The sequence below is a fragment of the Lujinxingia vulgaris genome, assembly GCF_007997005.1.
In the GTDB taxonomy this organism is placed as follows: Bacteria; Myxococcota_A; Bradymonadia; order Bradymonadales; family Bradymonadaceae; genus Lujinxingia.
The window spans coordinates 38,849-61,086 of sequence record NZ_VOSL01000019.1; the positions used below are offsets into that span (position 1 = coordinate 38,849).

22 protein-coding genes are annotated in these 22,238 nt (G+C 65.3%); 13 read left to right on the top strand and 9 right to left on the bottom strand.

What is annotated here, in order from left to right; translation table 11 throughout:
• Nucleotides 1-44 precede the first annotated feature (44 nt).
• The gene (locus FRC96_RS04005) at nt 45-1,070 is read right to left on the bottom strand and encodes an ArsA family ATPase (protein ID WP_230469858.1); all 1,026 of its coding nucleotides are present in this window, start codon (nt 1,068-1,070) and stop codon (nt 45-47) included.
• Nucleotides 1,071-1,390: 320 nt separating this feature from the next.
• On the opposite strand from FRC96_RS04005, the gene FRC96_RS04010 reads away from it, so the two are divergent.
• The 7 genes from FRC96_RS04010 to FRC96_RS04040 all read left to right on the top strand — a co-directional run bounded on the left by FRC96_RS04010 (nt 1,391) and on the right by FRC96_RS04040 (nt 10,060).
• A complete protein-coding gene (locus FRC96_RS04010) occupies nt 1,391-2,500 on the top strand; it encodes a YgfZ/GcvT domain-containing protein (protein WP_146972955.1) in 1,110 nt (369 codons plus the stop codon).
• A 78-nt stretch (nt 2,501-2,578) separates the two neighbouring features.
• Entirely contained in the window at nt 2,579-3,382 is an 804-nt protein-coding gene (locus tag FRC96_RS04015) for an isoprenyl transferase (protein ID WP_146972957.1), read from the top strand.
• Nucleotide 3,383: 1 nt separating this feature from the next.
• Nucleotides 3,384-4,229, top strand: a complete 846-nt coding sequence (gene thiD / locus FRC96_RS04020; protein WP_146972960.1) for a bifunctional hydroxymethylpyrimidine kinase/phosphomethylpyrimidine kinase — start codon at nt 3,384-3,386, stop codon at nt 4,227-4,229.
• Nucleotides 4,226-6,904, top strand: a complete 2,679-nt coding sequence (gene alr / locus FRC96_RS04025; protein WP_146972963.1) for an alanine racemase — start codon at nt 4,226-4,228, stop codon at nt 6,902-6,904. The genes thiD and alr overlap by 4 nt, the downstream gene beginning before the upstream one ends.
• Nucleotides 6,905-7,249: 345 nt before the next feature.
• The gene (gene infC, locus FRC96_RS04030) at nt 7,250-7,798 is read left to right on the top strand and encodes a translation initiation factor IF-3 (RefSeq protein WP_283808883.1); all 549 of its coding nucleotides are present in this window, start codon (nt 7,250-7,252) and stop codon (nt 7,796-7,798) included.
• 244 nt (nt 7,799-8,042) lie between these two features.
• Nucleotides 8,043-9,659: a response regulator gene (locus tag FRC96_RS04035; protein WP_146972968.1), complete on the top strand. Its 1,617-nt coding sequence runs from the start codon at nt 8,043-8,045 to the stop codon at nt 9,657-9,659.
• A gap of 29 nt (nt 9,660-9,688) precedes the next feature.
• Nucleotides 9,689-10,060 (top strand): response regulator, encoded by a 372-nt coding sequence (locus FRC96_RS04040; RefSeq protein ID WP_146972971.1) that lies wholly within the window; start codon nt 9,689-9,691, stop codon nt 10,058-10,060.
• Nucleotides 10,061-10,074: 14 nt separating this feature from the next.
• Here FRC96_RS04040 and FRC96_RS04045 read toward each other — a convergent pair whose 3' ends face one another.
• The 7 genes from FRC96_RS04045 to FRC96_RS04075 all read right to left on the bottom strand — a co-directional run bounded on the left by FRC96_RS04045 (nt 10,075) and on the right by FRC96_RS04075 (nt 14,814).
• Nucleotides 10,075-10,479: a tetratricopeptide repeat protein gene (locus tag FRC96_RS04045; RefSeq protein WP_146972974.1), complete on the bottom strand. Its 405-nt coding sequence runs from the start codon at nt 10,477-10,479 to the stop codon at nt 10,075-10,077.
• Nucleotides 10,476-11,546 carry an EscU/YscU/HrcU family type III secretion system export apparatus switch protein gene (locus FRC96_RS04050; protein WP_146972977.1) on the bottom strand — a complete coding sequence of 357 codons (1,071 nt, stop codon included), beginning with the start codon at nt 11,544-11,546 and terminating at the stop codon, nt 10,476-10,478. Before FRC96_RS04050 ends, FRC96_RS04045 begins: the two co-directional genes overlap by 4 nt.
• Nucleotides 11,543-12,394: a flagellar biosynthetic protein FliR gene (locus FRC96_RS04055; RefSeq protein WP_146972979.1), complete on the bottom strand. Its 852-nt coding sequence runs from the start codon at nt 12,392-12,394 to the stop codon at nt 11,543-11,545. The genes FRC96_RS04050 and FRC96_RS04055 overlap by 4 nt, the downstream gene beginning before the upstream one ends.
• Nucleotides 12,395-12,424: 30 nt before the next feature.
• On the bottom strand, nt 12,425-12,688 hold the full coding sequence (gene fliQ / locus FRC96_RS04060) for a flagellar biosynthesis protein FliQ (RefSeq protein WP_146972982.1): 264 nt from the start codon (nt 12,686-12,688) through the stop codon (nt 12,425-12,427).
• Between the two features lie 22 nt (nt 12,689-12,710).
• Nucleotides 12,711-13,469 (bottom strand): type III secretion system export apparatus subunit SctR, encoded by a 759-nt coding sequence (sctR, locus tag FRC96_RS04065; protein ID WP_230469859.1) that lies wholly within the window; start codon nt 13,467-13,469, stop codon nt 12,711-12,713.
• Between the two features lie 115 nt (nt 13,470-13,584).
• Complete coding sequence (locus FRC96_RS04070) at nt 13,585-14,034, bottom strand: flagellar biosynthetic protein FliO (protein WP_146972985.1); 450 nt, start codon at nt 14,032-14,034, stop codon at nt 13,585-13,587.
• Between the two features lie 108 nt (nt 14,035-14,142).
• The gene (locus tag FRC96_RS04075; RefSeq protein ID WP_146972988.1) at nt 14,143-14,814 is read right to left on the bottom strand and encodes a hypothetical protein; all 672 of its coding nucleotides are present in this window, start codon (nt 14,812-14,814) and stop codon (nt 14,143-14,145) included.
• A gap of 484 nt (nt 14,815-15,298) precedes the next feature.
• Here FRC96_RS04075 and FRC96_RS21790 point away from each other — a divergent pair, with 484 nt between their 5' ends.
• The 6 genes from FRC96_RS21790 to FRC96_RS04100 all read left to right on the top strand — a co-directional run bounded on the left by FRC96_RS21790 (nt 15,299) and on the right by FRC96_RS04100 (nt 21,017).
• Nucleotides 15,299-15,883 carry a hypothetical protein gene (locus tag FRC96_RS21790; RefSeq protein WP_230469860.1) on the top strand — a complete coding sequence of 195 codons (585 nt, stop codon included), beginning with the start codon at nt 15,299-15,301 and terminating at the stop codon, nt 15,881-15,883.
• Nucleotides 15,841-16,734: an MBOAT family O-acyltransferase gene (locus FRC96_RS21795; RefSeq protein ID WP_230469861.1), complete on the top strand. Its 894-nt coding sequence runs from the start codon at nt 15,841-15,843 to the stop codon at nt 16,732-16,734. Before FRC96_RS21790 ends, FRC96_RS21795 begins: the two co-directional genes overlap by 43 nt.
• Before the next feature lie 25 nt (nt 16,735-16,759).
• A complete protein-coding gene (locus FRC96_RS04085) occupies nt 16,760-17,692 on the top strand; it encodes a hypothetical protein (protein ID WP_146972991.1) in 933 nt (310 codons plus the stop codon).
• Nucleotides 17,693-17,743: 51 nt separating this feature from the next.
• Nucleotides 17,744-18,751, top strand: coding sequence for a TIGR04283 family arsenosugar biosynthesis glycosyltransferase (locus tag FRC96_RS04090; protein WP_146972994.1), 1,008 nt, complete (start codon nt 17,744-17,746; stop codon nt 18,749-18,751).
• Nucleotides 18,752-18,900: 149 nt separating this feature from the next.
• A complete protein-coding gene (locus tag FRC96_RS04095; RefSeq protein WP_146972997.1) occupies nt 18,901-20,142 on the top strand; it encodes a hypothetical protein in 1,242 nt (413 codons plus the stop codon).
• Complete coding sequence (locus FRC96_RS04100; protein ID WP_146972999.1) at nt 20,139-21,017, top strand: ATP-grasp domain-containing protein; 879 nt, start codon at nt 20,139-20,141, stop codon at nt 21,015-21,017. Before FRC96_RS04095 ends, FRC96_RS04100 begins: the two co-directional genes overlap by 4 nt.
• A 414-nt stretch (nt 21,018-21,431) precedes the next feature.
• Here the strand turns inward: FRC96_RS04100 and FRC96_RS04105 are convergent, their stop codons facing one another.
• Entirely contained in the window at nt 21,432-22,127 is a 696-nt protein-coding gene (locus tag FRC96_RS04105; protein WP_146973002.1) for a family 16 glycoside hydrolase, read from the bottom strand.
• Nucleotides 22,128-22,238: the final 111 nt, after the last annotated feature.

Genomic DNA, 22,238 nt, shown 5'->3' on the forward strand with positions numbered 1-22,238 from the left:
CCAGAAGCGCTCAAATGTCGTCGGGGAACTCAGCGTCGGGGAACTCAGCCCGCGGAGCTTGAGGAGCGGTCGGCGGCGTCTTCGGCGGGGTTGGCAAGCGCGGGGAGCTCGCGGGAGAGGTGCGCGGCGATCTCGTCGATCGTGGCAAAGCTCATGCGGTCGTGGAAGTAGAAGGGGACTTCGATCATGGGGGCGTCGGCCTGCTCGCGCAGCAGATCGAGGTATTCTTGCTGCATGGCGACCCGGGCGTTTCGGAAACGCGCCGCCTCCAGAAAACCGGCGGCCGGGTGGGTCTGGGCCTGCGCGTCGCCGGCGTCGGCGGCGGCCTGCAACGCAGCGTGGGCCTCGTTGAGGTGGGCGACCTGCGCCTCGTCAAAGAGCGGGCGGTAGACGGCATTGGCGAGCACCACGCCGATGGGCACGCCCATCTCTTCGCGCACCACCCGCGCCAGCTCCAGGGTCTCGTTGACGGGCATGTCTTCGGCCAGGGTCACCAGGTTGATGGCCGTGCGCTCCGGGTCTTGCAGCAAGTCGAGGATGCGCTGGGCTTCCTCGAACATCAGCCCGGACTTCACAAGGCTGGTGATCACCGAGGGAATTTTCAGGAAGAAAATACCGTGGCCGGTGGCCGGGGCATCCACGATGATCTTATCCCACTTCGGGCGGCCGGCCTCGTCGGTCTCGTTGACGTGGTAGTAGGCCTTGCCCAGCATCACCAGCTCGTTGAGGCCGGGGATCACTTTGAGAAAGGAGCTGACGATGCGGTTCTCGAAGACGGCGCGGTAGACGAGCTTGATCTTGAGGATCATCAGCGCGTATTCGCGCATCGCCGCGGCCGGGGTGACGTTGACGGCAAAGAGGTTGTCGTCGACCTCGCGGATCTCGTGGTCGACTTCGCCGGCGCCAAAAAGCGTGCTGATCTTGCCCTTGACGTTGAGCTCCATCAAAAGCGTGCGTTCGCCCTGGCGAGCGCAGCTGAGCGCGAAGGCCGCGGCCAGCGTGGTTTTGCCCACGCCGCCTTTGCCGCTGAAGAGAAAAAATCGCCGGTTGTAGAGGTCTGGGGAGGACACGTCGGGCTCACCGAGAGAGGGGGAGCAGCTGGGAGGGGCCCGGCCGGGAGGGCGCGCGACGCGCGGCCGGCGGTGGGGCCTGTGAGGCAGGCGGAATCTAATCAGGAACGCGCACAACCGCAAGGCCCTGCGGGTCTGGCGAGATGGGCAACGTACCCTTGCTTGACGCCGGTGGAACGAAGCGGCGCTGGAGCTTGTTCCGCACGCAACCTATAAGGCGGTGAGCGCCCTCGGTGAAGGATCTCTTTTGGGAGAGGTTCACGAGAGGGAAGCGCGGGCCGCCGACTTTAAACGATGCAACGATGGACGTGAGGCAGGTGATGGCGATATCGCAGAACATTCGGGCGAACTTTGAGGCGCGTGGCGCCGTGTTTGGCGACGAAGGTCAGGTTCGTTTTGTGGGGGAGCAGCGCGATGAGGATCAGGCCGGGGTCGACGCGGTGCTCGAGGAGGGGCTGGGCTGGGTGGCCCGAAGCCCGCGCGAGACGCTGACGATTGCGGGCGATGACGCCATCCCCTGGCTGCAGGGCCTGGTGACCAGCGACCTGATGGGGCTGGCCGAGGAGGGCAAGGGTCAGCGCACGGCCTGGGTCAGCCACACCGGCAGATTTGTGGGGGAGGCCCGGCTGATGCATTTCCCCGAGATGCTGCTGGTGGATATGGAGCCCGGCACGCTGGCCGGCGGGCTGATGAGCCACCTGCGTCGCCATATTATTCTGGAAAAGGTCACGCTTAAGGATCGCAGCGCGGAGACCTTTGTGCTGGGGCTCTACGGCCGGGGGGCGGCCCAGGTGCTGGCGCAGTGCGGGTCGTGGGCGCATCGGATGGCGCCGGGGAGCGTCGCGATGTTCGGGGGCACCTGGGGGGAGGTCGCAGGACGTGGCGTGGTGGTGCAGCGGGTGCCCTGGTCGCCCGAAGAAGCCTATGAGCTGCGCCTGGATCCGGCGGATGTGCTCGGGGTGATGGCGGCGGTGGAGGAGGCCGTGGGTCGGCCGCTGGCGATGTGCGGGGAGGCGGGCTTTGAGCGGCTTCGCCTGGCTGCCGGGGTGCCGCGCTTCGGGGTGGAGTTGCACGAGAAGGTGATTCCCCTGGAGGCCGGCTTTGAAGACGCGATCGCCTACGACAAGGGGTGTTATCTGGGCCAGGAGATCATCGCCAGGCTGGATACGCGCGGCACGCCGGCGAAGATGCTGCGGCGAGTGAGTTTGAAGGCCGAGGAGGCGCCGGAGGTGGGGGCGGATGTGGAGGCGCTTATTGATGGGGAGTGGGTCAAGAAGGGGGAGCTTGTCAGCGTGGCCCGCGACGTGGGTGGGGCGTTGTACCGGGGGCTGGTCTTTATGAAACGTGGGGCGTATGAGGTGGGGCAGACGATACGCGCCGGTGAGCTCGAGGGTGAGCTTGAGCCTCTTTTAACGCTGCCGGGTGCGTAGTAGCGTGCGCCGGCTCCCGCGCGCTATTCGGGTGCGCAGAGAGTCAGGTGTTTTGAACCTTTTGCGAGTGCAGACGCGATGGCAAAACTGACGGTCGATGAGGCCACGCTCAAGCGGTTTGAGGGAGAGGTCCCGAGGCACGTGGCCGTGATCATGGACGGCAATGGGCGCTGGGCGGTGCAGCGGGGGATGGCGCGGATTCGCGGCCACCATGAGGGTGCGAACGCGGTGCGCCGCGTGGTGGAGAGCTGCCGCTACCTGGGGGTGGAGATCCTGACGCTCTATGCGTTCAGCTCCCAGAACTGGGGTCGGCCGCGCGATGAGGTCAGCGGGCTGATGACGCTCTTTGATCTCTACATCAAAAAAGAGCGCAAACGCCTTTTGCAGAACGGCATCCGCATGCAGGTGATCGGCGACCGCGAGCGCCTCTCTCCGAAGTTGCAAAAAGCCATCGGGGAGCTGGAGGCGCGCAGCGCCGAGAACAACGGGATGATCCTGCAGGTGGCCGTGAGCTACGGCGGCCGTGAAGAGATCACCCAGGCGGCGCGTAACATCGCGCGCGACGCGGTGGCTGGAAAACTCGACGTCGACGCCATCAATGAAGATACGATCAGCGATTACCTCTACACCCGGGGGCGCCTCGATCCGGACCTTGTGATCCGCACCAGCGGGGAGTGCCGGGTCTCGAACTTTTTGTTGTGGCAGATCGCGTACAGCGAGCTCTTCATCACCGAGACGCTCTGGCCGGACTTTGATGAGACGAAGCTGATCGAGGCCTTTGAGGATTACAGCCGACGCCAGCGACGCTTCGGGCAAACTGGCGAGCAGATCGAGGATGAGGAGGGGGCCGAGGGCCCCGACACCAGCGAGAGCGAGGGTTGAGATGAGCGCGTTTTTTGATCTTTTCGAGAAGCCTAAAGGGCCGGGCGCCACGGAGACGCCGGCGGTGGCGTTGACCATCGCCGGCAGCGACAGCGGGGGCGGGGCAGGCATTCAGGCCGACTTAAAGACCTTTGCGGCCTGCGGGGTCTTTGGCACGAGCGTGCTCACGCTGCTCACCGCCCAGAACACCGTGGGGGTGAGCTCGGTGGAGATGGTCTCGGAGACGATGGTGCGCGCGCAGCTCGACGCGGTGCTGGGCGATCTTAAACCCACCGCCGCCAAGACCGGGGCGCTGGGCAACGAGGTGATGATCGGGTGCGTGGTGGAGTATCTCGAAGATCATCCGATGGAGCGCCTGGTGGTTGATCCGGTGATGATCTCCAAGCACGGGGAGCCCTTGATGCCGCCCTCGGCCTTTGTGGCGCTGCGCGAGAAGCTGTTGCGCCACGCGCTGATCGTGACGCCCAACCGTTTTGAGGCCGGGCATCTGAGCGGCATGAAGGAGGTCGAGAGCGTGCAGGATATGAAAGAGGCCGCCAAACGGCTGCACGGCGCCGGCGCGAAGAACGTGGTGATCAAGGGCGGGCATTTTGAGCGCATCGTGCGCGACGTGTTTTATGACGGCTCGGGCTTTGTGGAGTTCGGGGCGGATCGGGTGGACTCCAAACGGGTGCACGGCTCGGGGTGTACCTTCTCGGCGGCGATCTGCGCGCGGCTTTCTCGGGGTGATGCGCTGGTGGATGCGGTGGCCTTTGCCCGCGAATTCATCAGCGAGGCGATCGAGAAGGCGCCGAAGATCGGGGAGGGAATTTCGCCGGTGAATCCGATGCACGGGGTGTGGCGGTGAGCAGCAACGGGTCGGTTGCGAGTGGCGAGTCGGCCGCGCGGCTGACGCTGGGAGAGGTGGCCCGCTGGGCGAACGGGCGGCTCGACGGGGGCGATCCGGACACGGCGATCAGCGAAGTGGTGGTGGATTCGCGGCGACTTCTGGCCACGGGCGCGCTTTTTGTGGCGCTGGAGGGGCCGCGTTTTGACGGGCATGCCTACGTGCGCCAGGCTCTGGAGTCGGGGGCGGGCGCGGCGCTTGTGCATCACGGGCGTCGGGAGGAGTTCGGCGAAGGCGCCTTGATTCGGGTGGCGGACACGCGGGCGGCGTTGCAGGCGATCGCGGCGGCCTGGCGCGCGAAGTTCGACATTCCGGTGGTGGCGATCACCGGCTCCAACGGCAAAACGATCGTCAAAGATATGCTGGCGAGCATGCTGGCGCGGGGCCATACGGTGCACGCCAGCCCCGGGAGCTACAACTCGCAGGTGGGGGTGCCGCTGACGCTGCTGGGCATTCGCCCGGTGCACGATGTGGCGCTGATCGAGGTGGGCATCAGCCAGCGCGGGGAGATGGCCCGGCAGGTGGCGATGGTGCAGCCGACCCACGGGATTCTGACGAATATCGGCTCGGCGCACGCCGCCGGTCTGGGGGATGCGCGGGGGATCGCCGAAGAAAAGATGCGTCTTTTTGAGGGGTTGGAGCCCGGCCGACTGGTCGTTTTGAGGGAGGTTTTCGATGCATTTTCGGACCTGTTTCACGTGAAACCGCATCTGGTGGAGGTGGGGATCGCAGGGGATGGGGAGGCCGATCCGGCGCTCGCGGAGAGTGGTGGTGCGGGTGGGCTGGAGGGGGAGCTTGCCGGCGCGGAGCGTGACACCGATGAGACTCGGGAGGAGGCTGAAGGGCGCCCAACGACTGGCGATGGCGAGGATGGGTTAAGCGTTGCTCGCCAGGTGCGGGCCCTGGCCTCGGGCTGGCGATTTGAGCTGGCGCTGGCGGGCAACGGCAGCCGGGTGGTGCGCCTGCGGGTGCCCGGAGCGCATAATGTGCAGAACGCCTCGGTGGCCGCGGCGATGGCCGGGATTCTGGGCGCCTCGATGAACGAGGTGGTCGGCGGGCTGGAGCGTTTTGAGCTCAGCGAGATGCGCCTGCAGATGCACACGACGAGCGGGGGCGTGACGCTGATCAACGACGCGTACAACGCCGACCCCTCCAGCGCGCGGGCGGCGCTGGAGGTGCTGCGCAACTTCTCGGCCGGTCAGCGCAGCGTGGCGATCCTGGGGGATATGCTCGATCTGGGCGCCCGGGCCGAGGAGGCGCATCGGGAGCTGGGGAGGACGGTGGCGCGCCATCAGATCGACGCGCTTTACCTGCTCGGTGAGCTCGCAAAATACATTGGCGAGGGGGCGGTGGAGGCGGGCATGGACCCGGAGCGCATCCACCAGGCCGGGGGGTTGGAGGCGCTCAACCGCGTGCTGGAGGAGCGGCTGGTGGCCGGCGATGTGGTGCTCTTTAAGGCCAGCCGCACCATCGGGCTCGACCGCGCGGCGCACCATCTTCTGGAGAGCGTGGCGCCCACGCGCCTGTCGATCGATCTGGGGGCGATCCGCGACAATTACCACGCGCTCAGTCGTCATCTGGGCGATGAGGTGGGGGTGATGGCCGTGGTCAAGAGTTTTGGCTACGGCAATGACGCCACCCGCGTCTCGCAGTTGCTGGCGCGCCAGGGGATCCGCGCGCTGGCGGTGGCGTACCCGGATGAGGCGATTCCGCTGAGGCGCCGGGGCATTCGTTTGCCGATTTTAGTGACCAACGTGCAGGCGGCGGAGGCCGATAAGATCGTCAAATACGATCTGACCGCGTTGATTTATGCGCTGCCCGTGGCTCGCGCGCTGCAAATGCAGGCGCGCCGCGCCGGCAGGGAGGTCGATGTGCACCTGGAGATCGACAGCGGCATGCGCCGGGTGGGGCTGCGCCCGGAGGATGCGGTGGCCTTTGGCAAAAAGGTCGCCGGGATGAGCGGGCTGCGCATCGGCGGGGTGATGACGCACCTGGCCGCCGCCGACGATCCGAACGAAGACGCGTTCACCCACCGCCAGCTCGACGCGTTTGACGGGGTGCTCGAGGGTCTGCGGGCCGCGGGCGTGCCCACAGGCGTTGTGCACGCGGCGAACACCGCGGCGGCCTGGCGCCACAGGCGCGCGCGATACTCGATGGTGCGGGTGGGGCTCGGGCTTTACGGGCTGCACCCCTCGGAGGCGGTGGGCGATGTGGCGCGTGGGGTGCGCCCGGCGCTGCGCTTTACGACGCGGATTTTGCATCTTCAGCAGGTGGAGCCCGGCGATACGGTGGGCTACGGGCGCACCTGGCGCTGTGAGGGGCAGGCGCGCCGTCTGGCGACGATCGCGGTGGGGTACAACGATGGCTTCCCGCGCTTTTTGTCCAACGGTGGTGAGGTGATGGTGGGGGGACGACGTTGCCCGGTGGTGGGCAACGTGTGCATGGATGTGGCGATGATCGACGTCACCGACGCCGGCGCGGTGCGCGTGGGCGATGAGGTGCTGCTCTTTGGAGAAGCCTCACCGGAGGGCCCGGCGATCGCGGTGGAGGAGTGGGCGGAGCGGGGCCAGACCATCTCGTACGAGCTGCTCTGTCGCATCTCGCCACGGGTACGGCGGATCTTTTTGACCGAATGAGGCGTGACGCGTCGTCCTCGGCTCGCCCGCCACCCTTGTTTGTTTCATTGTTCTCCCAACGTGCAAAACACGCTCGCCGCGCCCGGTGAGGGTGCGCAGATTTGAGGACGATCCAGAAAGTTGGGAAGGGGGTCGACGTCGCCAGCGTCCGAGTTGTGGGGCTGAGCGCCGAGTTCTGCTGGAAGAGCGCCGCTGACTTGCTTGTTGCGTAACCGGGCTTATGTTAACTTTGTGCCGTAGGCCCGTACTACGCCGTGAGCAAACGCGGACGCCGCTCGAAGCAGCAGACCTGGCGTCAAAGACAGCGCAGGGCGTAAAAAACAACCAACCCTTGAGGAGGTCATTATTCGCCGGAGCAATCATAACGATCGCAATAACGCGGGACATCGCGTCAACCACTCCATTCGCGCATCCGAAGTTCGGGTGATCTCGCCGGATGGCGAGCAGCTGGGGATCATGCATCCCAATGAGGCTCGCGATAAGGCCAAAGAGTTTGGTCTGGATCTGGTGGAGGTCGCGCCCAACTCGCGCCCGCCGGTCTGTCGCATCATGGATTTTGGTAAGTACCAGTACGACCAGTCCAAGAAAGCGGCCGCATCGCGCTCAACGCGCGTGCAGCTCAAGACCGTGCAGCTGCGTCCGAACACCGACGACCACGACATGGACGTGAAGTTGCGCCGCGCCAAGAAGTTTTTGGAGGGCGGCAACCAGGTGCGATTTGTCATGCGTATGCGAGGCCGCGAGCGCGCCTACACCCAGCGTTGGGTGGAGCATCTTGGCGAGCTGCTGGCAGATTTTTCCGAGAACTACGAGACGCCCATCAATGTGGTGTCGTCTCCGCGAGGAGAAGGCTGGAGGATCCACGCGATCGTCGAGCCTGCTTCGACCTCATAAGGGTTACGCCGTTCGCCGGTGCGCGCCTGTGAGGGCGCGCTGGCGAGCGGGTGAACGAGGCGGCCGATGTTGAGCATCGGGCGCGCTAACGTAAAAGATCCGGCGATCGCGAGGCGATCGCCGGATCTTTTTTTGGGGCGATTTGGCCGGGTGGCGGCGTTGCCCCAGATCGAAGCGCGACGTATGATGCGGCCGCATCTGCCGGAATCGACAAAAAGGCAACCCACAGGCGTTGATAAACGTGATGGATCAGCGAGCAGCAATCGACACATTGAGGGCGCGCTTTGAGGCGCTCTCCGAGCCCGAAAGCGCCCATAGCGAAGGCAGCGCGAAGATCGCGCAGGGCCTGGCCGACATCATCGGCGAGCTCGATGATGAGGGTGCCGACGCTACTCGTCTCGACGTGATCGTGCGCGGGCTCTCGGGCCTGGCCGACTTTTTGAGCGCGCGCCAGGCGGCCAGCAGCAAGGCGCCGGCCAAGGTCAAGGCTTCAGGCGGCGCAGCCGCCGGGCTGGAGCAGTTTGTGGAGGCCTTCCAGCAGGAGGCCAGCCGTCGGCTCACCGGGCTGTCGATCGCGATGATGGGGATCTTTAGCGAGCACGGCTCTGAAGAGGCCCTGCAGCAGTCGACCTCGCACCTGCACGCGATCCGCGGCGGTGCGGCGATGCTGGGCTTAAAGCCCGTGGCCGAAGTCACCGGGACGATGGAGCAGGTGCTCGTGGCGATGCGTAAGGTCGAGCCGAGCAAACGCGCCTGGCCCACCAAGACTCTGCTGCGTGGCTATGCGCTTATTGAGGACGCCGCCCGTGAGAAGGGCGCGCGCATCGATGAGATGCAGGCCGATGAGATCGTGCAGGAACTTCGCAAAACCCTCGGCGAGCTCGGGCAGACCCGGCAGGCCGGGGAGTCGAAGAGCGGCGCGGCGGTGCTCGTGCCGGCCAAACAGGCCTCCGGAGCGAAGACCTCGCCCGAGGCGGGCGCCGAGGCCAACGAGGTTGCGGAGATTCCGGCCGAGATTGAGGGCGTGGCTGAGGTCACCGACGTGGAAGACGGGCCGGCGCCGGAGGTGCTGGAGCAGCGCATTCTGGTGGTCGACGACATCCCCACCATCGCGGCGAGCGTGGGCTTTTTGCTCTCGGATCTGGAGGTGCCCATCGACATCGCCGAGAATGGCGAGGAGGCGCTTCAGATGCTGCAGGAGCAGGCCTACTCGCTGGTGATCTCGGATGTGGATATGCCGCGGATGGACGGGGTGGCGCTCACGCGGATGGTGCGTTCGACGCCGGGGCTCGACCATATCCCGGTGATTCTGCTCACGAGCCTGGATCACCCGGAGCAGCGCGAGGCGGGCCTTAAAGCCGGCGCGATCGACTACCTGATCAAGGGCTCGATTGGCGGCGGGGAGCTTGTGAACCGCGTGCAGGAGATCCTCACCGTGGCGCCTTATGTGGAGCGTCAGGAGACGGTGCGCAAGCAGCGCATCCTGGTGGCGGAAGACACCGAGACGGTGGCCGCTTCGATCGCGTTTGTGCTCTCGGAGGGGCCCTACGATATTGTGCTGGCGACCGACGGCAAAGATGCGCTCTCGCGGATCAAGCAGGCCGACTACGACCTGTTGATCACCGACATGCAGATGCCCTATATGAGCGGCACGGAGCTTGTGCGCGCGGTGCGCGGGCTGGGCACCTTTGACGATCTTCCGATCGTGATGCTCACAAGTGTGCAAGATGAAGAGGAGATCGCGCAGGCGGTCTCAGCCGGGGTGAATCGCTACTTGATTAAGGGCGAGATCGCCGGCGGGAAGTTACTCAACCTGGTGGAAGAGCTGCTGGCCGCCGATCGCGAGTCGCTCGGTGTCTAGGCGGCGGTGAGGCCAGAGGAAAGGGATTCATGGCGCGGGTATTGATCGTTGAAGACAGTCCGTTGATCGTGCAGATGCTCACGATGGTGTGCCAGGGGGCGGGCCATGAGGTGGTGGCATGCGAGCGCTTCGGGGAGGTCGGCCAGGTGGCCGGACAGGGCTTTGATGTGGTGATCACGGATCTGAACCTGCCGGAGGTTCCGGGTGACGATACGGTGGTGGCGCTGCGGGCGATTGAGGCCCTGGCGAGCCTGCCGGTGATCATTGTGTCGGGGCGTCCGCGGGCGGAGCTGGAGCAGATCGCCGCGGAGCGCGGGGCGCAGGGGGCGCTGTCGAAAGATGACGGCATGCCGGTGATCGCTGCGGAGCTTCCGCCGATGATCGCCAATCTGGTCGGTTGAGCGCGACCGACGACTCAGGACGCGACAAAAGGGGCGGGGCAGCATCGTAAGAGGGCCAGCGCGCGTTTTGCGCGCGGGTCGTCGCGCGGGACCAGCCGGCAGAGCTCGGTGATGGCGTGGCGCGCGGCGTCGGGCTCCGAGCAGATGACCTGAACTTCAGCCAGGGCAAGCCAGGTCTGCGGGCGGCGATCGCCGTGGCGCGTGGCCTGCGTGAGCGCCTGCGCCGCGTCGCTTAGCCGCCCGCGTCGCCACAAGGACTCGCCGAGGTAGTACCAGGCCGAGCCGTCGGTGGCGTCGAGGCTCAGCAGACCGCGGGTCAGGGCCTCGCTTTTGTGGAGGTGCCCGCGCTCCAGATTCCAGTAGGCGAGCTGCAGGATGGCGCGGCGCGCGCTTTCGTCGATAGGGGGTGGGGTGGTCATGGGTGCCCCGGGTGTGGGCGCGACTCGGCGTCGCGCAGGCTGTAGACGTGGCGCAAAATCTCGGCCACCGGCTCAAAGAAGGCTTCGGGAATCTCGGTGTCTTCGCCCAGCTCGACCAGGGCGCGGGCCAGCGAGATGTTCTGAACGACGGGGATGTTGTGGCGGTAGGCCGCGCGTTTGATGACCTGGGCGGTCACGCCGCGGCCGCAGGCGACGATGGTGGGCGCGCGCATCGCGTTCTGGTCGTAGCTGATGGCCACGGCCACGTGGGTGGGGTTGACGACGACGGCGTCCGCGTCGCGCACGCGGGCCAGGCCGTTGCCGGCGGTGAGCTCGCGGTGAAGTTGTTTGCGTTTGCCCTTGAGCTGGCCGTCGCCTTCGCTCTCTTTGTGCTCGCGTTTGATCTCGTGTTTGGCCATGCGCAGTCCTTTCGTGAAGTTGTAGCGCTGCAAGAGAAGATCGCAGATGCCAAAAACGACCAGGCCGGCGACCAGGTGGGTGGTGAGCTCGAAGGTGGCCTGAGAGAGGCCGCTCAACGCGCCGAGCAGCGAGCCGCCCGGGGCGCGGGAGACCGGTGGCAGCCAGTCGCCCAGGATGCCGTAGCCGACAAACCCCATCAGGCTGAGCTTGAGCAGGTTCTTGATCAGCTCGACGAGGCGATCTTTGGAGACGAGCTTTTTGGCGCCCTGGATGGGGTCGAGGCGCTGCGGATCGGGGATCAGGGGCTTGAGAACGAGCATCGCGCCGACCTGCAGGTAGGTGGCCAGGGCGGCGGCGATAAAGGCTGTGCCGAGCACCGGCGCGAGCGCGCGGGCCAGACTCATCAGGGCTTCCCGGGGGAGGGGGCCGATGTGCGTCGCGTCGAGGTCGGGGCGCGTGGCCAGCTCGATGGCGCGGGCGCTTAAGCTGGCGAGCTCCAGGGCGATGCGCGGCAGGGTGAGGGTGAGGGTGGCCAGGGCGATGAGCATCACCGCGACGCCGGTAAACTCCTGAGATTTGGCGACTTTTCCGTCCTTTCGGGCGTCGCGCAGCTTTTTGGGAGTGGGATCTTCGGTTTTTTCGCTCACGGTGCGCCTCCCTTCATCGCGGGCAGCGCGTGCAGGAGCGCCAGGTCGTCGAGGGCGCTGTCCACAAAGAGATCGAGGAGCACGTCGAGGCCGAGCAGCATGACGGCTACGGCGATGGCGGCCTTTAGTGGCATACCCAGGAAGAAGACGTTGATCTGGGGGGCGGACTTGTTCACCAGCGCCAGGAAAACGTTGACGAGCAAGATCGCGGCGATGACCGGGAAGGCCATGAGCACGCCAAGCGCGATGGCCTCGACGCTTAAGCGCAGGATGAGGTCGGCGGTCTCGGCGAAGATCATCGCGCCTTCGCCCACCGGCGCCGGAAGCAGGGCCTGGGGGGGCAGGCGCTCAAAACTTTTGGCCAGGCCCCACAAAAAGATGCGGTGGCCGCCCAGGGTGAAGAAGGTGACGATGCTCAGCTGCAACAGGAAGTTCGTGCTTGGCGAGACGCGCTCGGGGAGCTGGGGGGCGAGGCTTGTGGCCTGGGTGAGCCCGGCGTTGTTGTCGATGAGCTGGCCGGCGACTTTGATGGCCTCAAAGCTCAATGAGGCGACAAAGGCCAGGGTGAAGCCCACGAGCACCTCTTTGAGCAGGAGCAGGGTGAGCAGCGCGCTGCTTTCGGGAAGCGCGCTGCCTGCGCCCTGCATCCAGACGGTGGGGAAGATCAGTGTGCCGAGTGTGACCGCCAACGCGAGTTTGACCGTCTGCGGGGTGGCCTTTCCGCCGAAGTAGGGCACGATCTGCACAATCGGGATCAGGCGCGCGGCGATGAGCGCGGCCAATGCCACGGCCTCAAAGGCCATCGTCTGCAGGGCAGTGTTTTGTAGAAAGGCGGCGAGCTCGCTCATGGGCGCGTCTTCGGGGGCAGAGAGGGGGGCTTAGAAGTAGTTGGGAAAGCCCTCGAAGAGCGCGTGGGTAAAGCGCACGAGCTGACTTCCGATCCAGGGGCCGGCGATGGCCAGGCTGGCGAAGACGGCGACGAGCTTGGGCACGAAGGTGAGCGTCTGCTCCTGGATCTGGGTGGTGGCCTGCACGACGCTCACTGCCAGGCCCACGCCCATGCTGGCGATAAGCGGCGGGGCGGAGGTCAGAAGCACAAGCCACAGGCCCTCGCGGGCCACCTGGAGGATGTAATCTTCCACGCGAAACTCCGGGGTGAGGGCGTCAGACGTAGCCGAGGATCAGGCCCTTGACGACGAGGTACCAACCGTCGACGAGCACGAAGAGCAGGAGCTTAAAGGGCAGACTCACCGTGGTGGGGCTGAGCATGTGCATCCCTAAGCTGAGCAGGATGTTGGCCACCACCAGGTCGACGATGATGAAGGGCACAAAGAGGATAAATCCGATGGTAAACGCCTCTTTGAGCTCGGTGATGACGAAGGCGGGCACGACGACCAGGAGATCTTCGGCGGCGACGTTTTTATGCTGTTCGGGAGGGCGGAGCTCGATGGCGAGCTCGTGCAGCAGCAGGCGATCTTCGGGGTCGGCGTGGCGCATCAAAAAGGCACGAAGCGGCGCGGCGCCGGCCTGGCCGGCCTCCTCCATGCTGCTGAAGTTCACCTGCAGCTCCCCGGCCTCATAGGCGTCGATGTGGGGGCGGAGCTCGGTGAAGATGTCGTGGCCGACCGGCGCCATGATGTAGATGCTCAAGAGGATCGCCAGGCCGGTGATCACCGTGTTGGGCGGGACCTGCTGCGCGCCGATGGCGGTGCGCAGGATCGAGAGCACCACGGCGACCTTCACAAAGCTCGTGACCAGGATGAGCGCGAAGGGCAGAAGCGCCATGCCAGCCAGAAGCGCGGTCAGCGCCAGGGGGCTTCCGCCGGTGGGTGGGAGCGGTCCGGCCACGGGCTCAGCGCTGGCCAGCGCAGGCGCCAGCATGGCGATCGCAGCGATGAGGGGGGCGATGAAGCGAAGAGACACGATGAGCTCCGCGGGCTCGGGTCGTCTGAGGTCAGTCAGGCTGTGTCTCTTATTGTCGTGGAGCGCGCGGAGGTTTTGCGTGGGGTGGCGTTTTTTTCGATCTTTTTTGATCCGTTCAGCGCCCGGGGTGGGCGTTGCTCGGGGGCTCGAACGGGGTGATCTCGGCCTGCGGTGCGGGGATCAGGACATCGGGATCGAGGCCATTGAGGCTGATGTCGGCGGCGATCGCGTCGGGCGCGGGGTCGAGTTCGCCGGGGAGCTCCGGCCGAAGCTCGGAGGAGGATGTCGACGCGGGGGGCGTTTGCCAGGGGGCGGGGTCGAGCTTACCGACCGGGTTGATGCCCTGCTCGGTGCTGGCCAGCAGCCAGTACTCGCCGGCGGTGCGCACCACCAGCAGAGAGCGGCGAGGCTCGATGAGCTGACGTTCCAGAAGCTCGATGCGGCCGGGGTCTGTGGGTTGGCGCTGGCCGAGGTGCCTGGCGAGCAGGCGCAGCGCGGCGTAGGCCAGCGCGAGCACGGCAACGAGCACGATGAGCGTGCGAAGGATCAACCATCCATACGCCATGGGGACCTCTCCCTGAAGGGTCAACTTCTGTATTGTGGAGGGGAGAGGATGGCATAGGTGGCGGTCGGAGCGCCAGAGGGCCCCGGGCCGCCCCCGGAGAGATAACGCTCACTCCCCGGCGATCTCCTGGCTCGACACCAGGGCAAAGATCGCATCCCTGAGCTCGCCGGCCTGCTGCAAGAGCTCGGCTTGTTCTTCGGGCTCCATCTGGTCGAGGGCTTTTTCGACCTCGTTGAGGGCGCGTTTGAGGTGCTTGAGGGGGTTGGGCGCGGGGGTCTCGCGCAGGTGCTCGGGGACGGCCTCTTTGAACTCTTTGCGCAGCTCGCGGGCGTTGCGTTCGCCGCGCAGGGCGGCGTCTTTGAGCTCCAGGTAGGTTTCTTGAGGCACGCGCTCATCGGCGTAGTCGGCATAACCTTTGGCCATGACCGAGACGGTGTCCATATCGGGCATGACGCGGGCGGGGGCGTCGGCGGGGCGGTTTTTGGGCAGGTATTCGGGGGCCTCTTCAGCGAGCCAGCTGTAGCCTTCGAGGAGCTTGCGGGCGGTGGCGCGGCTGATGTCCAGCTCGGTGGCGCAGTAGGCAAAGACGGTGCGGTAGCCCCACTCTTTGAACGCGTCGTTGTCGACGACTTCGCTCAAGTACTCGGCCAGGTCGACCCAGGCGGAGCGAAACTCCACCGAGCCTTTGAGGGCCTGGTAGCGCAGGTCGCTCTCATCGAGGGTGTCGAGCATGGCCTTGAGGCGGCCTTCGAGCGTTTCTTGATCCAGTCCTTCACTCATTGTGCACTCCGGGGGTTCGAGGTCTGTGTCGGGGGTGGGTGTACCGAAAGTTGGGTGGGTGTGCCAGTGCGATGGCGACGGCGCCGAGCAGGGTGGTGGGCGGGGTGAACGCGTGCCTGTGCCGGACGCTGTGGGGTATGTTTGTGTCGTAAGTGTTTGTTTTTGTTGTCTTATTGATGGTGGTCGGCGAGTGATATTGATGCTCGACGCTGGGAGAGGCAAGGCGGTAGACTGGGGGGCGATACTCCTCCATAAGCGAGCGGGGCGGGCGCAATGGAATCGTGACGTTCTGATCGGAGAGTATTACGCCGTGAGCTATCGTTGACGCCGCGTCTGCTTCGTTGAGACCACCTCGGGCGGCGTTGCAAAGCCTCGACGATGCTAATGCATCGCCTGCGTTTTGCGCCTTGCCCGAGACGTTCTCAACCTCGCAGCCATCGACGTCAGCTTCTGCTCACAGCGTAGTATGGGGTGAGGCCAGACGGTGCTCTTTAACTCGCTTGAGTTTGCGGTCTTTTTCGGGGTGGTTTGCGCGCTTTATTTCGCGCTGGGTCAACGCTGGCGGTGGATGCTGCTGCTGGTGGCGAGCTACGTGTTCTACATGCAGTGGAACGCGAGCTACGCGTTTTTGATCCTGGCGTCGACGTGTGTGGACTACGTGGCGGGGCGAGCGATGGGGGCGTCGGAGAGTCGGCGTCGTCAGACGGGGATCTTGCTGGGGAGTCTGAGCTTTAACCTGGGGATGCTCTTTACGTTCAAGTACTGGAGCTTTTTTCATACGAGCCTGGCCGCGGCGCTGGGGGCGGTGGGGGTGAGTTATGCGCCGCCACAGCTCGATGTGCTGCTGCCGGTGGGGATCTCGTTTTATACCTTTCAGACGTTGAGCTACACGATCGACATCTGGCGGGGGGAGCTCAAGCCGGAGCGGCATTTTGGCAAGTTTGCGCTCTTTGTGACCTTCTTTCCGCAGCTGATCGCCGGGCCGATTGGGCGGGCGAAGCCCTTTTGCCGCAGCTCGATCGGGAGGTGGCGTTCGATTTTGAGCGGGTGCAGTCCGGGTTGCAGCTGATGGGGTGGGGGCTCTTTAAGAAGGTGGTCATTGCCGACAACCTCTCGGTGTATGTGGACGCAGTCTACGGCAACCCCCAGGCGCATTCGGGGTGGACGCTGGGGTTTGCGACCTACGCGTTTGCGTTTCAGATCTACTGCGACTTTTCGGGGTATTCGGACATCGCGATCGGGGCGGCGAAGGTGCTGGGGTTTGACCTGATGAAGAACTTTGAGCGGCCGTATTTTTCGCAGTCGATCACGGAGTTCTGGCGGCGCTGGCATATCTCGCTTTCGAGCTGGCTGCGGGACTATTTGTATATTTCGGTGGGGGGGAATCGGCGGGGGAGGTGGAAGACGTATCGTAACCTGATGATCACGATGGTGTTGGGTGGGTTGTGGCACGGGGCGAGTTGGAATTTTGTGATCTGGGGGACCTTGCAGGGGGTGATGCTGGCGGCGTCGCGCATCACACTTCCCTGGCGCGATAAGATGGCGAAACGATTGGGGATTCCGGCGATGGCGGTGTCCGGTTGGCGGATGCTCATCACGTTCCATCTGGTGTGTTTGAGCTGGATCTTTTTCCGGGCGGCGACCTTTGATGATGCGATGGTGATCCTCGGGCGCATTGCGGGGGTGATGCCGGGGCCGGAAGGGCTGGCGTTGTTGGACCTCAATATTCTGTTGAGCGCGGCGGTCGGGCTGGTGGTGATGTTCGGGGTGCAGGTGTTGCAGGAGCGTAAGGGGAGCGGGCGCGCGTGGCTGGCGCAGCGGCCGGTGGCGGTGCGCTGGGGGGCGTATGTGGCGTTGGCGCTGGGGATCACGCTCTTCGGGGCGGAGGGTGCCGGGCAGTTTATCTACTTCCAGTTTTGAGCGTGAGTAACGAGCGGGTGCGGCGATGAAGTCAAAACAATGGGCGTGGGTGGCGGGGTTTCTGGCGGTGCTGGTGCTCGCCGACCTGGGCGTGGGTGCGCTGCTGCGGACGATGAGCGCGCGGGTGCGCACCGGGGAGGGGATGGGGCAGGTGCGGGCGGCGGTGGAGGGGGAGCCCATCGATCTGCTGGTGCTGGGGAGCTCGCGTGCGCGCCATCATGTGGATACGGATTGGTTGAGCGAGGAGTTGGGGGTTCGGGCGCTAAATCTGGGGGCGAATGGGCAGGGGACCTATTACGCGTATATGGTGCTGGCGATGCTGGTGGAGGCCGGGCAGGTGCCCGACGCGGTGCTTTTGCAGGTGGAGCCCCGCGATCTTCGGGAGCCGCGGCTGGCGCGGGCGCGCATTCTTACGCCGGCCTATGACGCGTATGAGGTCGCGCGTCGGGAGCTTCCGAAGATGGGGACGTGGGCGGGGGTGAAGTTGTGGTCGGCGACCTACCGCTACAACCACCGGGTGTTTGAGGTGGTACGGCATGCGTTTTTTGCGCCGGAGGGGGGCGGGACGGGGTTTGTGGGTCGCGTGGGGGCGTATCGGGAGGTGGAGGCGGCGCCTTATGATGTGGAGGGGGCGCGGCTCGACGCGGAGGGGTGGGCGTTTTATGAGGCGTTTGTGGATCTGGCGGTCGCGCAGGGCGTGGAGGTGGTGATCTTTGAGGGGCCGCGGCTTCGAGAGGGGCGCGATGTGTGGGAGGCAAAGGCGGCCGAGGCGCTCGAAGATCTTGCGGCGGAGCATGCGGGAGTGGCGTGGCGGCCCTGGGATGAGGCGCGTTTTGAGGAGCTTGAGGATCGCGCGCTCTGGTATGATCCGGGGTATCTGAACGCGGAGGGGGCGCGGCGATTTACGGCGTTGATTTCGCAGACGGAGGCGTTTGAAGCGCTGGGTGTGGGGCGATAGGTTTTTCTAAGTGGTTGATATGAAAGGTGTTTCACGTGAAACGGCGGCGTTGTGAGTGAGGTGGAGCGGATCACGGTGGTGATTCCGACGCTGGAGGAGGCCGGCAGGCTGGGGCGTATGCTCGACGCGTTGAGGATGCAGCGGGGCGTGGCGCTGGAGGTGGTAGTGGCCGACGGGGGCTCGGAGGATGGCACGGTGGAGGTCGCGCGTAGAGCCGGGGTGCGCGTTGTGGAGGTGGGGCGGGCGGGGCGAGGGGTGCAGATGAACGCGGGGGCAAAGGAGAGTGAGGGGGAGTGGTTGTTGTTTTTGCATGCGGACAGCGTGCCGGCGGATGGGGATCTGTTGAGGGACGCTCTGGAGCGGATGCGCCGGGAGGAAGGGAGAGGGGTATCGGAGCGTGTGGTGGGGCATTTTTCGCTGAGGTTTGAGGGGGAGGGGCGCCGGGCGCGGCGGAGGTTTTACCGGGGGTTGGAGCGGAAGTCGGCGTTGAACCGGGCGCTGACGACCAACGGGGATCAGGGGATGCTGATGCGCCGGGCGACCTTTGAGACGGTGGGGGGCTTTGAGGAGGGGCTGGGGTATCTCGAAGATCAGCGTTTTGTGGCGGCGCTGGAGAGGATGGGGGGGCGCCGGGTGACGCTGGGGGGGTATGTGCGGACCTCGACGCGGCGTTTTGAGGTGGAGGGGGTGGGGGCGCGTTACGCGACGATGACCCTGATCATGATGGCGGAGGCGGTGGGGCTGGAGGCCTTTTTAAGTGAGGAGGAGCAGGTGTATGCGCCGCAACATCGGGCCGGGAGGTTGCGCTTTTTGCAGCAGGCAAAGGCGTTCGGATCGGCGCTTCTGGCGGGGGATTGCGACGAGGTGCGGGGAAGAATTGCGGCGCTCGTGGCGTTGGGTTGGCGCAATCTCTGGCAGATCCCCTTTGGGATCGATGTGTGGTTGTGGCCGACGCCCCACGGACCGACGCCGCTGACCGACGCCTGGGATCGGGCGGTCGGTGCTGGCGAGCGAGTTTGTGGTGAAGGTGGCCCTGGCGTAGAGTGCGCGTCGAGGTGACGTAGCCCCGCGCCCGGAGCCGTGGATGCGATCGAGGATCGACCGAGTTCGACGTGGATCGACGCGGCGCAACGATGAGGGCGACGTGCCATCGAAGGTTGGTGGCTTCGCTGAAGTGAAACGCAGGTTTTGTGAGATCAGGAGTGCATGTGCGAGTTGCAGGATGGAGAGATCTGACCCTTCTGGGGGCGGCGTCGATGATGCTGGCTGCGGGGTGTGGCGAGGGGAGCCAGGCCGAATGTGAGAGTTTTGCGGACTGCGGCGGTGAGACGCCCTGGTGTGCGCCGGAGCAGACCTGTGAGGCGTTGCCGCCCGGCCATCAGATCGGGGTGGGCGATGGGTCGCCGGGGACGGTGAGCCTGGAGGAGATCTACGCCACGGAGCGCTCGATGGAGCTCACCGATCTGGCGTTCAATCCGGCCGAGGAGCATGAGCTGTGGATCGTGCGTCGGGAGCATGAGAGCACGGAGCCCTGTGAAGAAGGTAACGCCACCGCCGCGGGCTGTGCGGCGCTGGAGGGATCGACGACGATCATTCAGAACCTGGGGACGGCCGAGGAGAACGTGATCGTGAAGGTCGATCCCAACGCCTGGCACTTTATGCGTCGGCCGCCGGCGATGGCCTTTGGCGATAACGGCTTCTGGGCTACGGTCGGTGAGGAGCGCACGGCGAACTACCTGGACGGCCAGGCGGACTTTATGGGTCCGGTGCTCTGGTCGGCCGACCTGAGTCTATTTGGCGAGGAGCCGCCTCCCGGCCTCAACGGATCGCACTTCGATATGTTGCATCACGCGCCCTACGGGATGGGGATCGCCCATGAGGTGGACAACGTCTACTGGGTGTTCAACGGGATGCATGGCTCGCTGGATCGCACCGACTTCAATGACGATCACGGTATGGGTTATGACGATCATACCGATGGCGAGGTGCTGCGTTATGTCAATGGCGAGCTGAGCCGGGTGGAAGGTGTGCCCAGCCATATGGAGCTCGATAAAGAGACGCGTCTTCTTTATGTGGCCGATACCGGAAACAGCCGCATCGTGCGCCTGAACATTGACTCCGGGGAGATGGGCGACTCGATCACGCTCCCGAACTACGACGGGATCTCGGTCTACGATCATATGGAGGGCGCGGAGCTCGAAGAGATCGTGGCGCCGGGGACCCTGGAGCAGCCCAGCGGGCTCGCGCTGCATGATGGCGTGATGTTTGTCAGCGACCAGGCCACCGGCAAGCTGCACGCGTTTACGCTTGAGGGTGAGCATTTGCGGGAGCTGGACACGGGCCTGGGCGCCGGCGCGCTGGCGGGCATCGCGATCAGCCCGGTCGATGACAGCCTGTATCTGGTGCATCAGAGTGAAGGGAAGCTCTACCGCGTGGACATCATCCTGTGATCGATAACCGACGCGGGGCGGGGCTTCGGGAGTGGGATGTGCAGGTGGTGACCTGCGCCGAGCTCCCGGAGCCCGACGCCGATATGGCGCCCTTGATGGCGGCGCTGGAGGTGGCGGGTCTGCGGGCTCGTCAGGTGGTCTGGGATGACGCGACGGTGGATTGGGGGGAGAGCAGCCTGACGGTGATTCGCTCGACCTGGGACTATCATCGTCGACGCGACGCCTTTGTGGCCTGGGCACAGGCCGTCGGGGAGCGAAGTCAGCTGCTCAACCCGGCACAGGTCGTTTTGTGGAACACCCATAAGCGCTACCTGCTTACGCTGGCCTTGCGGGGGGTGGCGGCGGTGCCCACGGCGATGATCGAGCGGGGCTCGTGTTTAAAAGCCGGGGAGATCTGTGAGGATCAGGGCTGGCGTAAGATCGTGGTCAAGCCGGCGGTCTCGGCCGGCTCGTACCAGACGCATGTGATGGAGGCCGGGGCGATCGACGAGGAGGTGGTCGGGGCGCTGGTGGCCGCCGAAGATGTGCTGGTGCAGCCCTATATTGAGAGTGTGGATACCTACGGGGAGCGCTCGCTGATCTTCATCGACGGGGAGCTTACGCATAGCGTGCGCAAGTCGCCGCGTTTTGCCGGCGAAGATGAATCGGTGAGCGGGCCGCATCCGATCGATGCGGCGGAGCGGGAGGTTGGCGAGCGGGCGCTCAAGGCGGTGGGGGGCGAAGGGCTGCTCTACGCCAGGGTGGATCTGGTGCGGGGTGCAGACGGAGCGCCGATGGTCGCGGAGCTGGAGCTTGTGGAGCCGTCGCTCTTTTTCAACCTCTGTCCGGAGGCGTTGGAGCGGTATGTGGCGGGGGTGAAGAGGAGGTTGGGTTAGAAGGTTTGGGGGGACGCGATGTGGGGGGGCGTGTGTGGGGGCTGGTGGTGCGCTTTTTGTGGTTAGGTGGTTGGGTGGTTGTGTGGTTGAGGGGCCTGGGGGGTACACGACGTTGGGTGATTCGTGAGGGCGTTCGGTGGTGCGCGGTTTGTGGTTGTGGGGTTAGGTGGTTGCGGGGCGCCGAACGCATCAGGACGACGCTGGCTGCGTCGCTGCGGACTCGCGGTGGCGCTGCCACGGCTTCGTCCTTGCTCCTTGCCAATCGCCGCCCTGAGTGCGCTCGGGTGGGCGCCGAGCGCACTCAGGACGACGCTGGCTGCGTCGCTGCGGACTCGCGGTGGCGCTGCCACAGCTTCGTCCTTGCTCCTTGCCAATCGCCGCCCTGAGTGCGCTCGGGTGTGGTTGGCGGTGTGGTTACTCCGCGCCCAGATCGTAGACTTCGAGGTTGTCGAAGGTGGCCGGGGCCTGCCAGTTGTTGAAGGCAAAATGGCGGTGGTCGTCGCCTTTGAGGGGATCTTCGTCGGCGTAGGTGAGGAAGGGTTTGCCGTCGACGAACCAGCGCAGGCGGTTGTCGGTGCGCACGATGGCGAAGGTGTAGGTGCGCTCGGGCTCGACCTTCTGGCCGGAGGCGCCGACGAGGCGGTCGTCGCCGTGCTCGTCGAGTCGGGCGATGATGTTGAGGCTGTTGTTCCAGCCGCCGAAGATGCCGATGTAGCCGCTCTCGTGGGTCTGGCCGTCGCCGAGGATCTCGAACTTAAGATCGCCCACCTCCGAGAGCGCTGTGGCTTCAAAGCTCACGCGAAAATGTTCGGGAAGGGGCGTTTGCAGCCAGAGGGCGTCGTTTTTGGCGCCGGCGATGTGCAGCTTTCCGTCCTCGATCTGCCAGCCGGCGTAGCCGCTCTGCCACTCTTCGCCGAGGGCCGGGCCGTCGAAGGTGGTCTTGTAGACGAGCTGGCCGCCTTCAAGCCCGGTGGTGTCGTTGGCACCGGCGGCGGTGGCCGCCGGGGCGGGGCCGGTCTGCGGGGTGTCGGGGGCCTGGTCGCAGGCGATGGCGAGCGAGAGGGCCGAGAGCAGCGCGATGGCGAGCCGGGGGGAGGGCGTCGTGGGCATGGGGATGTCCTCAAAGTAAAAAGCCGACGAAGTCAGGGGACGTTCGTCGGCTTCTATAGCAGATCGGCCGGTCGGCAAAAACTGCAGCGCGGCGGCCCCGGCGCGGGTGTG

What these genes read in the sequence shown, in the direction of transcription:
- FRC96_RS04010 (WP_146972955.1), top strand. Translation starts at nt 1,391, where the DNA reads ATGGCGATATCGCAGAACATTCGGGCGAACTTTGAGGCGCGTGGCGCC.
- FRC96_RS04015 (WP_146972957.1), top strand. Translation starts at nt 2,579, where the DNA reads ATGGCAAAACTGACGGTCGATGAGGCCACGCTCAAGCGGTTTGAGGGA.
- thiD (WP_146972960.1), top strand. Translation starts at nt 3,384, where the DNA reads ATGAGCGCGTTTTTTGATCTTTTCGAGAAGCCTAAAGGGCCGGGCGCC.
- FRC96_RS04035 (WP_146972968.1), top strand. Translation starts at nt 8,043, where the DNA reads ATGGATCAGCGAGCAGCAATCGACACATTGAGGGCGCGCTTTGAGGCG.
- FRC96_RS04040 (WP_146972971.1), top strand. Translation starts at nt 9,689, where the DNA reads ATGGCGCGGGTATTGATCGTTGAAGACAGTCCGTTGATCGTGCAGATG.
- FRC96_RS04045 (WP_146972974.1), bottom strand. Translation starts at nt 10,479, where the DNA reads ATGACCACCCCACCCCCTATCGACGAAAGCGCGCGCCGCGCCATCCTG.
- FRC96_RS04055 (WP_146972979.1), bottom strand. Translation starts at nt 12,394, where the DNA reads ATGAGCGAGCTCGCCGCCTTTCTACAAAACACTGCCCTGCAGACGATG.
- FRC96_RS04070 (WP_146972985.1), bottom strand. Translation starts at nt 14,034, where the DNA reads ATGGCGTATGGATGGTTGATCCTTCGCACGCTCATCGTGCTCGTTGCC.
- FRC96_RS04075 (WP_146972988.1), bottom strand. Translation starts at nt 14,814, where the DNA reads ATGAGTGAAGGACTGGATCAAGAAACGCTCGAAGGCCGCCTCAAGGCC.
- FRC96_RS04085 (WP_146972991.1), top strand. Translation starts at nt 16,760, where the DNA reads ATGAAGTCAAAACAATGGGCGTGGGTGGCGGGGTTTCTGGCGGTGCTG.
- FRC96_RS04105 (WP_146973002.1), bottom strand. Translation starts at nt 22,127, where the DNA reads ATGCCCACGACGCCCTCCCCCCGGCTCGCCATCGCGCTGCTCTCGGCC.